Annotated in this window: 12 protein-coding genes; 8 read left to right on the forward strand and 4 right to left on the reverse strand. The window is 60.1% G+C overall.

The features are described 5' to 3' along the window. Window positions 1-70 precede the first annotated feature (70 nt). Both EKD03_RS13400 and EKD03_RS13405 read left to right on the forward strand, forming a co-directional pair. Window positions 71-1,069: an HD-GYP domain-containing protein gene (locus EKD03_RS13400; RefSeq protein ID WP_129631664.1), complete on the forward strand. Its 999-nt coding sequence runs from the start codon at window positions 71-73 to the stop codon at window positions 1,067-1,069. Continuing rightward, the gene (locus EKD03_RS13405; protein ID WP_129631667.1) at window positions 1,070-1,936 is read left to right on the forward strand and encodes a class I SAM-dependent methyltransferase; all 867 of its coding nucleotides are present in this window, start codon (window positions 1,070-1,072) and stop codon (window positions 1,934-1,936) included. On the opposite strand, the gene EKD03_RS13410 is transcribed toward EKD03_RS13405, so the two are convergent. Next, a complete protein-coding gene (locus EKD03_RS13410; RefSeq protein WP_129631670.1) occupies window positions 1,881-2,777 on the reverse strand; it encodes a class I SAM-dependent methyltransferase in 897 nt (298 codons plus the stop codon). The genes EKD03_RS13405 and EKD03_RS13410 overlap by 56 nt on opposite strands. 63 nt (window positions 2,778-2,840) lie before the next feature. On the opposite strand from EKD03_RS13410, the gene coaBC reads away from it, so the two are divergent. The 6 genes from coaBC to EKD03_RS13440 all read left to right on the forward strand — a co-directional run bounded on the left by coaBC (window position 2,841) and on the right by EKD03_RS13440 (window position 11,284). Further along, on the forward strand, window positions 2,841-4,055 hold the full coding sequence (gene coaBC / locus EKD03_RS13415; RefSeq protein ID WP_129631673.1) for a bifunctional phosphopantothenoylcysteine decarboxylase/phosphopantothenate--cysteine ligase CoaBC: 1,215 nt from the start codon (window positions 2,841-2,843) through the stop codon (window positions 4,053-4,055). Window positions 4,056-4,209: 154 nt separating this feature from the next. Further along, window positions 4,210-5,280 (forward strand): HEAT repeat domain-containing protein, encoded by a 1,071-nt coding sequence (locus EKD03_RS13420; protein WP_129631676.1) that lies wholly within the window; start codon window positions 4,210-4,212, stop codon window positions 5,278-5,280. A 244-nt stretch (window positions 5,281-5,524) separates the two neighbouring features. Beyond that, complete coding sequence (locus EKD03_RS13425; protein WP_238613517.1) at window positions 5,525-7,897, forward strand: glycosyltransferase family 39 protein; 2,373 nt, start codon at window positions 5,525-5,527, stop codon at window positions 7,895-7,897. 15 nt (window positions 7,898-7,912) lie between these two features. Beyond that, on the forward strand, window positions 7,913-9,388 hold the full coding sequence (locus tag EKD03_RS13430; protein ID WP_129631679.1) for a glycosyltransferase family 39 protein: 1,476 nt from the start codon (window positions 7,913-7,915) through the stop codon (window positions 9,386-9,388). A 3-nt stretch (window positions 9,389-9,391) separates the two neighbouring features. Then, on the forward strand, window positions 9,392-10,330 hold the full coding sequence (locus EKD03_RS13435; RefSeq protein WP_174842873.1) for a glycosyltransferase family 2 protein: 939 nt from the start codon (window positions 9,392-9,394) through the stop codon (window positions 10,328-10,330). A gap of 6 nt (window positions 10,331-10,336) precedes the next feature. Beyond that, the gene (locus EKD03_RS13440) at window positions 10,337-11,284 is read left to right on the forward strand and encodes a lysylphosphatidylglycerol synthase transmembrane domain-containing protein (RefSeq protein ID WP_129631682.1); all 948 of its coding nucleotides are present in this window, start codon (window positions 10,337-10,339) and stop codon (window positions 11,282-11,284) included. A gap of 159 nt (window positions 11,285-11,443) precedes the next feature. Here the strand turns inward: EKD03_RS13440 and EKD03_RS13445 are convergent, their stop codons facing one another. The 3 genes from EKD03_RS13445 to EKD03_RS18840 all read right to left on the reverse strand — a co-directional run. Further along, window positions 11,444-12,250: a hypothetical protein gene (locus EKD03_RS13445; protein ID WP_129631685.1), complete on the reverse strand. Its 807-nt coding sequence runs from the start codon at window positions 12,248-12,250 to the stop codon at window positions 11,444-11,446. Continuing rightward, a complete protein-coding gene (locus EKD03_RS13450) occupies window positions 12,177-12,959 on the reverse strand; it encodes a hypothetical protein (RefSeq protein ID WP_129631688.1) in 783 nt (260 codons plus the stop codon). Before EKD03_RS13450 ends, EKD03_RS13445 begins: the two co-directional genes overlap by 74 nt. 29 nt (window positions 12,960-12,988) lie before the next feature. Continuing rightward, a partial coding sequence (locus EKD03_RS18840) for a hypothetical protein (protein WP_238613518.1) occupies window positions 12,989-13,242 on the reverse strand: 254 nt, incomplete at its 5' end.

A 13,242-nucleotide genomic window follows, 5' to 3' on the forward strand; every position in this document is an offset into this window, starting at 1 on the left:
TTGCGAAGAGATTTTATCTCGATGGCGCACCACAAGGTACTCGGATGTGTGCGAGGGAAAGGCCACTATTGTGTCAGCAAAGATCCTTGTGGTCGATGATGATCCGGCTATCCGTGATATTCTTGTGCGTATTCTTCAACGCGAGAACTATACACCGATCACGGCAACCAATGGACTTGAGGCGCTTGATAAGGTCTTGCATGAGTCACCAGATCTGATTCTTCTTGACGTAACGATGCCGATTCTGGATGGCTTTGAAGTCTGTAAGCGGCTGAAGGATAATGAACGCACCGCATTGATCCCGGTTACGATGTTGACCGGACTTGATGATCGTGAGCATCGGCGGCGTGGGGTTGAGGTAGGCGCGGATGACTTTCTCACCAAGCCGATTGAGCAGAGCCTGTTACGCGCACGTTTACGTTCGCAGTTGCGTATCAAGCGGCTGACAGATCAGTTGGATCGAACCGAGAGCGTGATCTTTATGTTGGCATTGGCGGTTGAGGCGAAGGATGCCTATACCGAGGGCCATTTGCGGCGCTTGTCGAGCTATAGTGAGCAGTTAGCCCAAGCGGCCAATCTGGATCATCATCAGGTGAAGGCGGCCCGTTTGGGCGGGTTGCTGCATGATATTGGCAAGATCTCGATTGATGATGCGATTTTGGGCAAACCGAGCCAACTTACCGAAGAGGAATACAACCATATTAAGCGCCACCCGGAGGAGGGAGCGCGGATTGTGGCCCCGATGCGTTTTGCGAGCGAGGTTGGGCCGATCATTCGGCACCACCACGAGCGCTGGGATGGATCGGGCTACCCTGATGGGTTGCGTGGGGAAGATATTCCGATGGGGGCGCGCATCGTGGCTATTGTTGATGCGTATGATGCGATGATGACGGATCGCCCGTATCGTAAGTCGTTGGGGCTGGAAGAGACGTTGTGTCGCTTGCGCGCCGGACGGGGGCATGAGTGGGACCCCGATCTGCTTGATCTCTTCATTCGGCTGATTGAAGAGGGGCGCTTGATCGAGCCAGATATCACGGATAGTCGCTCGCAGCAGGAGAGGCATCTCTAGATGTATCTTGAGGCGCTGCCTTTTCTGGGGTGTCCGCTGCACCCTGCGGCGGGGTTGGTGCTGGTGGAGATCCGCACGACTGCGCCGGATGGGGCGATTCTGCGTGGGCGGATGCGCTGCTCGCAGTGTGGTCGGCGCTACTCGATCAATGACGGGGTGCTCGATCTGCTGGGGCCACTGGCTCTGCCGGGCAGTCCGGCGCAGTTTACGAATGCGCTCGCGCTCACTGCATGGGGCTACGAGCGATTTTGGCGTCCACGCGCCTTACCGCTGCTCACGGGCCAGCCGTTGGGGTATACCTACGAACTGCCCCTGATTGCGGGGTTGGCTGCGCCCCAGCGGGGTGGGCTGTTTGTGGATGTGGCCTGTTCCAATGGGCTGTATGCGCGCACGCTTGAACGGCTACGCGCCGGAGCCACCGGGGTGACGGTGGGGATCGATCATTCGTGGCCGATGTTGCGCCAAGCGCGGGCGTTTGCGCTGGCTGAAGGGCTGCGCATCAGTTATGTACGGGCCAAGGCCCAAGCCTTGCCGTTCCCGACGGGGAGTGTGGTGGGCTTGACGATGGGTGGCGCACTGAATGAGATTGGGGATGTTGAACGTGCGCTGGCGGAGTGGCGGCGCACGCTGGCCCCCGATGGGCGTGGGGTGATGATGAATCTGGTACAGGCGGAGAGCCGGGCGGGGCGCATGCTTCAGCGCCTCTTAACGCGGGGCGGGGTGGCCTTCTGGCGCCTTGATGACCTCAACCGACGCTATGCAGCGGCGGGTCTGCGCTTGCGTGCTCAGTGGCAGTATGGGGTGGTGGTGTTTAGTCTCCTGGTTGCGCATCAAGCAGATAGGCCGGTGCCCACCAGTAGTTGCTGATCATCTGCTGGCTGATCTGGCTGAATCCAGCCTGACGCAGATCGTCGGCCCACGCGCTGATGGGTTGCTCATAGTTGGTGCGGGCGTTATTGCGATCAAAGCAGCCGAAGAAGACTGGCATCAAAAAGCCCTGTGCAACGAGTCCCGCATCGTCTTGGTATTCGGCTAACCCCACTTCGTAGCGGGTGCTGAAATAGTCAATTCGAGCAGGATCAGCGAGATCGGCCCATGGTGGGACATCAAACTCAGCGATGAGCAGGCGTTGGGTATGCTGGCGCAACCAGGCAAGGATTTCAGGGCGGGTCTGTGGCGGAAGCGACTGGAGGCTGAAGGTGGCTTGGGTCACATCCCATGCGCCATTGTGGCTACGGAACGCCTCGATGCTGCCAGCGAAGGCCGAGTAGGTGACCCCGCGCGCATCGAGAGCTGCGCAGGTCTGGGCCAGCATCGCGGCTGATGGTTCAACCAGACAGATCTGGCTCACCTGGGGGCTAAGGGCGGGCAGCAGCGCCATGCCATCACCTACACCAATATCAAGAAGGTTGATCTGGGCATAACTGGTGTAGATCTGGCGCAGGGCGGCACTGGTTTGGGCGTAGAGTTGGAGGTTGCCACCGCCACGGATAAAGGCTGCGAAGGCATCGCTAGTTACATACACTGCAGCTTGGCCATGGTTGACAACGCGAGCTAGGTAGCGTGCGGCGGCGGCGTAGAGTAGGCTGTGGGGATCGTCTGTGGTCGCTCGTGCGGCGGCATGGGCGGCGGCTGGGTAGTTTTGGGCGCTAAAGGCGTGGATGGCGTGGGTAAAGTGGGGGTTGATCATACGCTTATTATAGTGCAATCTTCAAACCTCGCTGCTTTGTGCTACAATGGCTGCGCAGCTTGTATGCAGAAGGGGGGCGCGATGGATGTGCTCAACGGCAAGCGGATCGTGCTAGGGGTCTGTGGCAGTATCGCCGCCTACAAAGCGGCGCAGTTGGCGCGTGACCTGACCCTGGCGGGGGCGCTGGTTGATGTGATCATGACCGAGACGGCGACCCGTTTTGTGGGGGCGGCGACGTTCCAGGCGCTTACGGGGCGTCCGGTGTTGGTGAATATGTGGGCCTTGCCAGAGGATGGTGCGGTGGGCCATGTGACGCTAGGCGCACAGGCGGATCTGGTGGTGGTGGCCCCGGCAACTGCGAACCGGATCGCGCATATTGCGGCGGGCCTGAGCGATGATCTGTTGACCACGACGATCTTGGCCACCCGTGCGCCGGTGCTGATTGCTCCGGCGATGAATCCGCAGATGTATGCTGCCCCGGCGACAGTGGCGAACGTAGCCACGCTGCGCGCCCGTGGCTATTTTGTTCTCGAACCGGCTGAGGGGCGGATGGCCGAGCAAGTGGTGGGCAAGGGGCGTTTGCCTGAACCGCCGGTGCTGGAAGCCGAGATCCGCGCTGTGTTGGGGCGGCAGCACGGGCCACTGGCGGGCTGTCACGTGGTGATTAGTGCAGGTGGAACCCAGGAACCGATTGACCCGGTGCGCTATATTGGCAACCGCTCCTCTGGGCAGATGGGCTATGCGCTGGCCGCCCGCGCCCGCGATCTGGGTGCGCGGGTGACGTTGGTGAGCGGGCCAACCGCGCTGACTCCGCCGGGGGCGGTGGAGGTGGTGTGGGTTGAGACGGCACTTCAGATGCAGGCGGCGCTGCGTGAGGCGCTGGCTGAGGCTGATCTGTTGATTATGAATGCGGCGGTGGCCGATTTCCGCCCCGCTCAGGCTGCTGAAGAGAAGGTCAAGAAGCAGGGTGATGCTGGTCTGACGCTGCATCTCATCCCTAACCCGGATATTGTGGCGGGCTTGGCTGAGCGCCGTGACTTCTTTAAGGTGGGGTTTGCGGCAGAGACGAATGATCTTCTCGCTAATGCGCAGAGCAAGTTGGAACGCAAGGGGCTGGATCTGATCGTGGCTAACGATGCGGTGGCGAGTATTGGCCAGCCGGAAATTGCCTTGACGGTGTTGGATCGCGCCGGGAGGCTGGATCTGCCGCGTCAGCCTAAGGCGACGGCGGCGGCGGCGTTGCTTGATGTGATTGTGGAGCGGTTTGCGCAGTGGCGGGCTGCCCGTGATATTTAAGCATTTAGCATCTTGGTTTTGACGCAAAGACGCCAAGGCGCAAAGCCTTCAATAGCGGTTCCAATCAAAGTCTTTGCGTCTTTGCGCCTTGGCGTCAATGAAGAGGCTTCTGTTTACCCTAAGTGTGAACAGTTACAATAACTAAGACGATACTATGACGACAGAGCGCAACGAGACTCCTCCGGAGGAGCGGGCAGCAAGTGGGACGACTCAGGTTGGCCCGGTGGGGGGAGGGCTAGAACGGCTGACGCGGCGCTTGCCTACGACAGGCGCACGTCGTCCGCGCCCCTACCGTCATGGGCGGGCGCTGCCGCCGCGTGAGCAGATGATCAACCTCGTCGCCGCATTGGGTGATCCGAGCCATCCTTCCCACTCCACGGCAGTGGATGAATTGGTTGAAATCGGAGCGCCGGTGGTGCCTTTGCTCTGTGAGCAGATTCATGCGCAGGGTTCCTGGCTCTCGGTCTATCGGGCGGCTGATGCTGCGGGGCGCATCGGTGATGGGCGGGCGGCGGGGCCGTTGCTGAGTGCGCTCAAGCATCCGAATAGTAATGTGCGTTGGAGCGCGGTGCGGGCCTTGATGACGGTGGGTGATGTGCGGGCGATCTTTGAGTTGCGCCGCATTGCCCAGCATGATCAGGGGCGGACGAGTTGGGGTGAGCCGGTGGCAGGCGCGGCGCAGAGTGCGCTCGATCAACTGAGCCAGCGCAGTGTGTGGGGGCAGAGTGTTGAACTGATCAAGACGGCGGTGACCTCGGTGCTTATGATTCTCGCCCTGACGCTGGCGTTTAGTGTGGTGAGTACGGTGCGTGCCGAGTGGGATCGCTTTGGGGTGTATGTGCCGGGGCAGACGCAGGTGCCGACGGTGGTGTTGCCGACCGCTGAACCGGCGGCGTTGCTGCCTGCGCCGACAAGTGCGCCGACTCCAACCCTGGCCCCAACGCTGACGGTGGTGGTGAGTGGGACGGTGTTGCAGATCTCGTTTGTGCGCCCGCAACCCAACACGAGTAATAACCCGATTGGGCAGTTGAACCAGGGTGATGCGATCATCTTTCTGGCACGTACCGCCAATAATCAGTGGTATCTGGTGCGTCTGGGGGATCGCGTGAATGCGGCCTCGCGGATTGATAATCCCGATGGGAGCGGTACTGGCTGGATCAATGCGGCACTGGTGAGTGCTCCCAGTGGTAATCTGCCGGTGCAGGAGCCGACGACCGCCCCATAATGCGTGTTGCTTCGTAACTGTTCACCCTTGGGGTAAAAGAAACCCCGTGTTGACGCAAAGGCGCGAAGACGCAAAGGGTTGTTGCAGGCTTTGCGCCTCTGCGTCTTGGCGTCAAAACCTGGAGGCTAGGTAACTGTTCACCCTTGGGGTAAAAGAAACCTCGTTTTGACGCAAAGGCGCGAAGACGCAAAGGGTTGTTGCAGGCTTTGCGTCTTGGCGTCAAAACCTGGAGGCTAGGAGAAGTGTGAACAGTTACGATGTTAGGCGAAGTGTGAATAGTTACGCCGCTGCTTGGGTTCGGGCCTTGCTCGCTGCATGCGCGGCGGTGCTGCTAATCACCCTGCTCTCCCAGTTCCCCGCCCAGCATGATGTGGATGTGGGTGGCTATGATGCGGCCTATGTTCAGGGCTTCTTTGAGCCGGAGCGGCCCGGTTCAGCTTACCTTGCCGATGCGGATGGGGCGGTGCGCTGGTCGCGCCCGGAGGTGGCGGTGCTGCGCTTTCCGCTGGCGGGAACGCCGGGTACGCTGCGCGTGCGGTTGCGCGGTTGGAGTAGCGCTGGCGGCTTGCCCGTGGTCACGCTGTGGCTGAATGGTTCCCAGGTGTTGGCGCAGTTCCAGACGAGTGGCGCGTGGGAGGAGCATGTGGTTGCGCTTGATGCGCGCATGCTCAAGGCGAACGACTTTTTTGTGCAGATTGATGCGACGCCTAGTACAACGCTGACCGATGGGCGTCAGGTGGGGGTGCTGGTAGATTCGGCCACCTACACGCTGCGTGGCCCCTTCGTCTGGCCTGCGGCGTCGCAGTTGGTGTATGCGGGTCTGATCGGGGCGTTGCTGGCCGGGTTGTTGGCATCGTGGCGCCAGGTTTTGGCCGCGCTCTTCCTGTATGGCCTGCTCTGGCTGATCTTCTACCACGGCCCGCCGCCGCTCTACCCCTACCCGCTGCGTGGCTTGCCCCCGGCGATCTGCCTCGCTTTGGCCGGGTTGCTCCTGCTGCGGATCGGCCCCGATCTGGTGGTGCGTTGGCCGCGCTTGCTCACCTGGGTGGCACCGGGGGTGGTGGTGCTGGGTTGGACGGCGGCGATCTTGCTGGCGGCTGAGGCGCATGTGACGCTGGCGCGTCCGGGGGTGGAGAACGATTTCCGCGTCTTTGCGACCCGCGAGAGTCTGGCGCAGGTTTTGCAGGCCGATGGATTCTACAATCTGGGCTACCCGTTCTTGCTCTGGCTGGTGCGGCCCTTCACCGACCAGAACGCCTTCTTGGCCGGGCGGGTGGTGGCGGCGCTGAGTGGGGCGGTCGTGTTGGCGGCAGGCTACGGGCTGGCGCGGGCGATCTTGCCGCCCGGTGCGGCGCTGGTGGCGCTGATCACCATGGCGCTGAGTGGCTTTGTGGCGCAGTATGGGTTGTATGTGGGCAGCGATATGCCCTTTGCTGCGGCGCTGAATCTGGCGGTGGCGCTCTTGGTGTGGGGCAGCCAGGAACGCCGCCACTGGGGCTGGGTGTTGCTGGCGGGGATGTGTGGCGGGCTGGCCTTCCTGATGCGCCATTTGGGCCTCGTGGTGCTGATCTGGGGGCTGGGGACGCTCTGGTTGCTGCGCGGGCGGGCGGCGGGAAGGGCGCTGCTGCTCTTTGGGCTGGGGTTTGGGTTGGTGGCCGCGCCGCAGGTGCTCATCAACACCATGCAGACGGGTAGCCCGCTCTATAACCAGCAGGCCAAGAATGTCTGGTTGGCGGTGTATGCCGATACGGATTGGGGGCGCTGGGATGAGGTGCCGAATACGATTGGCTTAACCGAGGTGATCCTGGCCGACCCGGTGCGGTTTCTGACCAACTGGGGCCGTAATGTGGTGGGGTTCCTGGGCAGTGGCGCTGAGGATACGAGTGAGTTTGGGCGGGCGGATCAGTTGCGCTTGTTGGGGTGGCCGGCGAATTGGTTGGCGTTGGGTGGGTTGGTGGCGGGGATTTTGGGGGTTTTTGGCCGTAGGGGCGCATCGCGATGCGCCCCTACAGATGCCGATGGGGAGGTAGGGGCGAAGCATCGCCGCCAGCCAAGCCACCTTGCTCCGGTCACATGGCGGGCGATGCTTCGCCCCTACATGTTTGCCCTCTGCGGGCTGATCCTGCTCTATGTGGCGCTGGTGGGGATGGCCTTCATCCTGCCGCGTTTCTTTTTGCCCTTGGTGCCGATCTATGCGCTGGGGGCGGCGGCGGCGCTGCACTGGCTGACGGGCGGCGGGCGGCGCTTGCTCGGTGTGGGTCTGGTGCTGAGTGTGGTACTATGGGGCGGTTGGTCATCCGGGGTGAGCTATGCGCTGGGCCTCCAGCCTGCCGATGAGGTGGCGGCGATCCAGATGGTGCTGCGCGAACTTCCAGCCGATGCGCGGTTGGCGGCGCGGGTTCCGGCACGGATTCCGCTGGCCAAATACTCCGCCATCGCCCATCGCGTGGTTGCGTGGCCCAATGCGGGTGATACGGCGGATCTCGATCTGCTGCGGCAGCAAGGGGCTGAATTTCTGCTCTGGGATGCGACACTTGGCCTGCCGCCGCTCGATGATCCCCAGGCATCTCAGGTGAGTAGTAGCGGACGATATCGCATATACCGGCTTGGGCCGTAGGGTATCCAGAAATCTATGCGGACATCCTCGACAGATCGTATGCGCCAGGAATCGCGGCGCTGGCGCTACCGGCGTCTTTCGCTCTCCATCGGTATGCCCGAATGGCGGTTCGCTGCGTCGGATCTGCTGCTGCTTGTGCTGCTGATGCTGGGCGGCGGCGCGCTGCGTTGGTTGCTCCGGGCACCGCTTACGCTGGAGGAGGCGCTGGCGCTGACCCAGACCGGCGGCAACGTGGGGCAAACCTGGCTCTTCAGTGTGCCCGGTTATGCGCGCTTCGTCACCTTCTTACTGGGCTTCGATCTCTTCTGGCTCCAGGTGGTGCAGATGGGGTTGAGCGTATTGCTCATTCCGCTGGGCTATGATCTGGCGCGGCGGATCTTTGATGGCCGCATCGGGGTGATCTTCGCTACGCTGCTGACGATCTGGTTGCCCCTGGTTGATCTGCCGGGGCGTCTGTTGAGTGCGAATCTGATCCTCTGCTTGCTCGTGTTGCACCTCTGGTTGCTGGTGCATTGGCGCGACAGCTACCGCGCTGCCGAGCCGAGTGCGGCATGGCTGGTTGGGGCGGGGGTGGCGCTGGCGCTTGCCACGCTGGTCTATGCGCCGCTGCTGTGGGCGTTGGCTTGGACGTTGCTCTTTGTGCTGATCGAGGTCTGGCGGCGGCTGGCGGATGATGATGAGGTGGTACGTGGCGAGTGGGTGCCAACCAAAGATGTGCGCTTCGATGCGGGTGGTCGTCAGCCCGACCGCTTTAGCGGGCGGGTGCGCGGCTGGAGTTGGCGGCTCTCTGGGCGGCGCTGGCTCTTTGCGGTGGTGCAGCAGGGGTTGATTCTGCTCATCCCGTGGGTGTTGACATTGACGCCGTGGACGATCACGACCTACCGGGCGACCCAGCAGTTCATGCTGATTGATACCCAGAGCCTCGTGGATCTTGTGGTGGCGCTGCGGGGTGCCGCTGGGGATTCCACTGCGCCCATGCCCACCGAGCAACCCCAAGCGGCGCTGCTGGCTGAGATGGGGCGTTTGGTGCGCGAGCAGCCGCTGGCCATCCTGGCGGGGCTGTGGGCCGAACGCGACAGCCTGTGGGGGGCGGGGTTGCTGCGGCTCCCCCTGGAGGGAGTTGCGGGCTGGTTGGGGATGCTGAGCAACCTGATCTGGATGCTGGTGGCCCCAATGAGTCTGGTGGTCTTTGGGACGCCGCTGCGCGAAGGTGGCGTGCGGGTGCTGGCATGGGCGTGGCTCATTTCGGCCAGCTTGATGGTGCTCCTCGGCCAAGGAGTAGCGCAGAATCTGGTCCTGATCTGGTTCCTGCTGCTGCTCTACGGCGCAGTCGGTCTTTATGGGTTGGGAGCTTGGGTAAGCACGCTCCGTGACGGCATTGCGGGGAGTCTGGAAGATGCACGCTACTTCCTGAGTACCCCTGGGGTGATCGTCGGTTTCATCCTGATGCTGGCCCTCTGTTGGCAGATCGGGCGTATGTGGATTGGGTAGGCTATGCAGCAAGATGTGATCGGTGCGCCGGATGTGGCCGCGCCGTTAGAGATGTGTCACCCCTACCCGTTCCGGGTAACGGTGGTGATGCCGGCCTATAACGAGGCCCACGGGATTGCGAAGGTGATTGGGCGGGTGCGCGAAGCCCTGCCGGAGGCCGAGATCCTGGTGGTGGATGATTGTAGCCGCGATGATACGGCGGCGCAGGCGGCATTGGCCGGGGCGAGGGTCGAGCGCCACCCGATGAATCGCGGTAATGGCGCGGCGGTGAAGACGGGGATTCGGCGCGCACGCGGTGATGTGGTGTTGCTGATGGACGCTGACGGCCAGATGGACCCGCGCTACATCCCGGATATTCTGGGTAAACTGGCCGAGGGCTACGATATGGTCGTGGGGGCGCGTTCGCGCACCACCCAGGGCGACAATATTGCGCGGCGCTGGGGCAACCGGGCGCTCGATGCTCTGGGGGGCTACCTGGTCGAGTCGCCGGTACTCGATCTGACCAGTGGCTATCGGGCGATGCGGCGCGGGGTGATCATGGAATTCATTCACCTGTTGCCCAACCGCTACTCCTACCCGACCACCAGCACCTTGGCGCTGCTCAAAGGCGGCTATAGCGTCACCTATGTACCGATTGAGGGCCAGCGGCGGCAAGGCGGGCAGAGCGGGCAGAAGCTCCTCAAGAACGGCGTGCGCTTCGGGCTAATCATCCTGCGCATCGTCTCGCTCTTCGCGCCGCTGCGGGTCTACTTCCCGGTCTCCATCGTGATGGTGTTGTTGGCGCTGGTCTCATTCATGATCAGCTTCTTCATCACCGACCCATTGCGGTTCCACATTCCCAACTCAGCGGTAGGTCTGTTTGTGGGCAGCATCATCGTCTTTATGTTCGGGTTGAACGCCGAACAGATCGCCGCGCTACGTTTCCAGCGGCGCGAGGAGTAAACGTGTATGCGGCGCTACCTGCCCTGGCTACTCAAACTGCTCGGCCCACTCCTGCTGATCGTCTTCTTGGCCAATGCAAACCTGGGGGCGTTGATTGAGACGTTACAGAGCGCGGTGCTGTGGCCGATCATCCTCTCGTTAGTGCTCATGCCGCCGTTTGTGATCATTAAATCGTGGCGTTGGGTGCGGCTGCTGCGCGAGATGGATCTGCACCTGGATATGCGGACGGCGGTGGCGCTCTATACGGTGGGCCTCTTCTATGGCGCGACGACGCCGGGGCAAGCGGGCGATCTGCTCAAGGCGGTCTACCTGCGCGAGCGCGGCCAGCCGATGGCTCCGGCGATGTTGAGCGTGGTTTTGGATCGGCTTTTCGATCTGATTATCATGGCGGTACTGGGAACACTGGGCATCTTTGCACTGGGCCAACTGCTACCCAGCCGCGAACTTCAAACGGTGCTAGTGGTGCTGATGGGCGTGGGGTTGGTGGTATTGACCGTGGTACTCACGGCGCGAGGCCCGCGTGAGTGGGTATTGACGGGGCTATTACCACGGGTCGCGCCGCGTTTGAAGGAGCGCCTGGATACCTGGAACGAGCAACTATCGAGTCTCACGCTGCGCCCGGCACTGATCGGTGTGATCAGTGGTGCAACCCTCATCTCGGCGAGTTTCACCTTTGGGCGGATCTGGTTGCTCTTTTGGGCGCTGGGCCTGACGGCGGTGCCGCTGTATGTGGTGGTGGGGTCTGCGGCACTCACCTCGGTGTTGCAGGTGTTGCCGATCTCGATTGCTGGAGTTGGTATACGCGATGCGGTGCTGATTGCGATTGTGATGCCGTATGGGTATAGCGCCGATCAGGCGTTGATTCTCTCGGCGCTCTTCTTGTTGATCAATCTGGAGCATATTCTGGTGGGGTTTATTGTCTCCTTCTGGTACCCGTTGGGGAAGGAAGGGTAGTCCACAGATTACCCCGGAGATCAACCGCAGAGGACGCAGAGAGCGCAGAGGAAGACAATATACCATCGCTCTGCGTTCTTTTGCGGCAATATGGCCTGATGTGTGCTCATCCTCTGCGTCCCTCTGCGTCCTCTGCGGTTAACTTGTTCTACCGCTTTCCTACCATCCTGAAACTCTCACCAAACTCCACCGACTGCCGTTCCATTGGTACTTAACAATCCAATCCTCGCCATGTGAACAGAGATCTGGTGCTTGAAGTTGACCTGGTTGTGCTTGTGGAACTGCATTGTAGCTAGAAGTGACATAGTAGACGAGCGATGGTTTTCCAGAATCCATCCCACCATAGATACCCTCAATAGTGATATCTTTTATACGGTGGACAGGACACCAACCATTCCATTCGCGGTCATTCTTATGTCCATCACGAACATCCTGCTCAACACGAGCGACAGTCGGTTTATCTCGTACATTTACCACGATAAGTTCATTATCTATGGATATATCCCTATCGAGTACCCATCCCTGTTCATATTTTCGATATAAGAACTCCAAATCCATACTGACCGTCATCACATCATTGCGTAGCTCTGCTTGTGCTGATATGATATCGATACCTGCTTCGAGATTGGTTTTTCGGTTCACAATCTTGAACTTGCTAATCTGGTTGGGTTGAATATCCCATTCAAGCACACCTATCAGACTACCAGATGCATTAGCCACATTGGCAATATTCCAGTATATCTCCAACTTCGCCATATCTGTTCGCATCTGGCGTTCAGAAACACCACCACCACTAAATCCACCCAAACTATTGAAAACGAACAGACCGAGTAGCAGTACCACTATGGCTGTACCACCTACGAGCAAATACAAGGCATGGGTTGCCCCCTTGTCAGCCCCGGTGATTTGTTGGTTGAGCGTTTGATAGCCGCGCAATGTCTTGATCAAGCGTGTTGAGGCGGGCATAGTGATCCGCAAGGTGGGGACTCTCTGGACGTACCCGATCAACCTGTTCACCAAGGTTCTGTTGCAAAGCGGGGAACTGTCGCTCTAGGCTGGCAAGTTGCCCCCGCTTATCTTTGAGTTCTTGGCGGAGTTGACTGAGCTTCGCGTTTGCTTGGCTCAGCGCCTGTTGTTGTTCGGCCTTGATTGCCGTAATCTCTTGGTCACAGCGACTGATTTCGGCTCGGATCTCCTCTATGTCGGTATCCAGTGGGGTAGTGGTTGCTGTTGTATCTGTAGCTGGATTCTCGTCTATAACCAGTTGCTTCGTGGTGCGGGAGCTTTGATTCTGTGACGATGGCTCTGGTTTGGGGAGTTTGACCGTTGCGGCGAGCTTACGTTGCTCTACGCTATGGAGGCGCGAGGTGAAGTCGTTTTCAAGCTGCTGCTTCTCCATCTCAGCCTGCTGGATAGTGCTCTCTAGTGCGCTGATTTCCGTCTGCACTGCGCTACGTTGCTGTGCTAGTTTAACCAATTGGGCAAACACTTCAGCATAGTCAGGGTGTTCAACCCGCTGTTCCCATGCGGTGGCACCGAGGGCGGCGACAGCCTTTTTCCGCTCCTTCTCAGAGGACGAACGATCAAGACCCAGTTTGAGTACACGGGTACGCCATTTGCCAATCTCGACGCCTGCCCGGAGTTTGTCTTTTAGATTGTTGATTCGCTGTTGCATCAGAATTCCTCTGCTTGCCTACTGGTTTTTTAGTCTTCTGGGCCAACACGTTTTAGTTCAGATTCCCGCCCCTCAATGTTCCAGAGCATGCGGTCACCAGAAATGGTTGTATGCACGATCATTTGTGTTTCTCCATCAAGATTTATTCGCAGCGTTGTGTCGTCAGTAAATTCATATGTACCAGAACGCGAGACGTATGTTATATGACTCACCTTACGCACCCAGAAAATCAGGGATATGCTACAATCTGAACTATGAAAAACGATGAACTGTTCGACCTCTA

Origin of the sequence: Candidatus Oscillochloris fontis (genome assembly GCF_004138135.1) — a bacterium.
Classification (GTDB): domain Bacteria; phylum Chloroflexota; class Chloroflexia; order Chloroflexales; family Chloroflexaceae; genus Oscillochloris; species Oscillochloris fontis.

Coding starts and splice junctions, on each gene's coding strand:
- EKD03_RS13430 (WP_129631679.1), top strand. CDS start 7,913: ATGCGGACATCCTCGACAGATCGTATGCGCCAGGAATCGCGGCGCTGG.
- EKD03_RS13440 (WP_129631682.1), top strand. CDS start 10,337: ATGCGGCGCTACCTGCCCTGGCTACTCAAACTGCTCGGCCCACTCCTG.
- coaBC (WP_129631673.1), top strand. CDS start 2,841: ATGGATGTGCTCAACGGCAAGCGGATCGTGCTAGGGGTCTGTGGCAGT.
- EKD03_RS13445 (WP_129631685.1), bottom strand. CDS start 12,250: ATGCCCGCCTCAACACGCTTGATCAAGACATTGCGCGGCTATCAAACG.
- EKD03_RS13450 (WP_129631688.1), bottom strand. CDS start 12,959: ATGCAACAGCGAATCAACAATCTAAAAGACAAACTCCGGGCAGGCGTC.
- EKD03_RS13420 (WP_129631676.1), top strand. CDS start 4,210: ATGACGACAGAGCGCAACGAGACTCCTCCGGAGGAGCGGGCAGCAAGT.
- EKD03_RS13435 (WP_174842873.1), top strand. CDS start 9,392: ATGCAGCAAGATGTGATCGGTGCGCCGGATGTGGCCGCGCCGTTAGAG.
- EKD03_RS13405 (WP_129631667.1), top strand. CDS start 1,070: ATGTATCTTGAGGCGCTGCCTTTTCTGGGGTGTCCGCTGCACCCTGCG.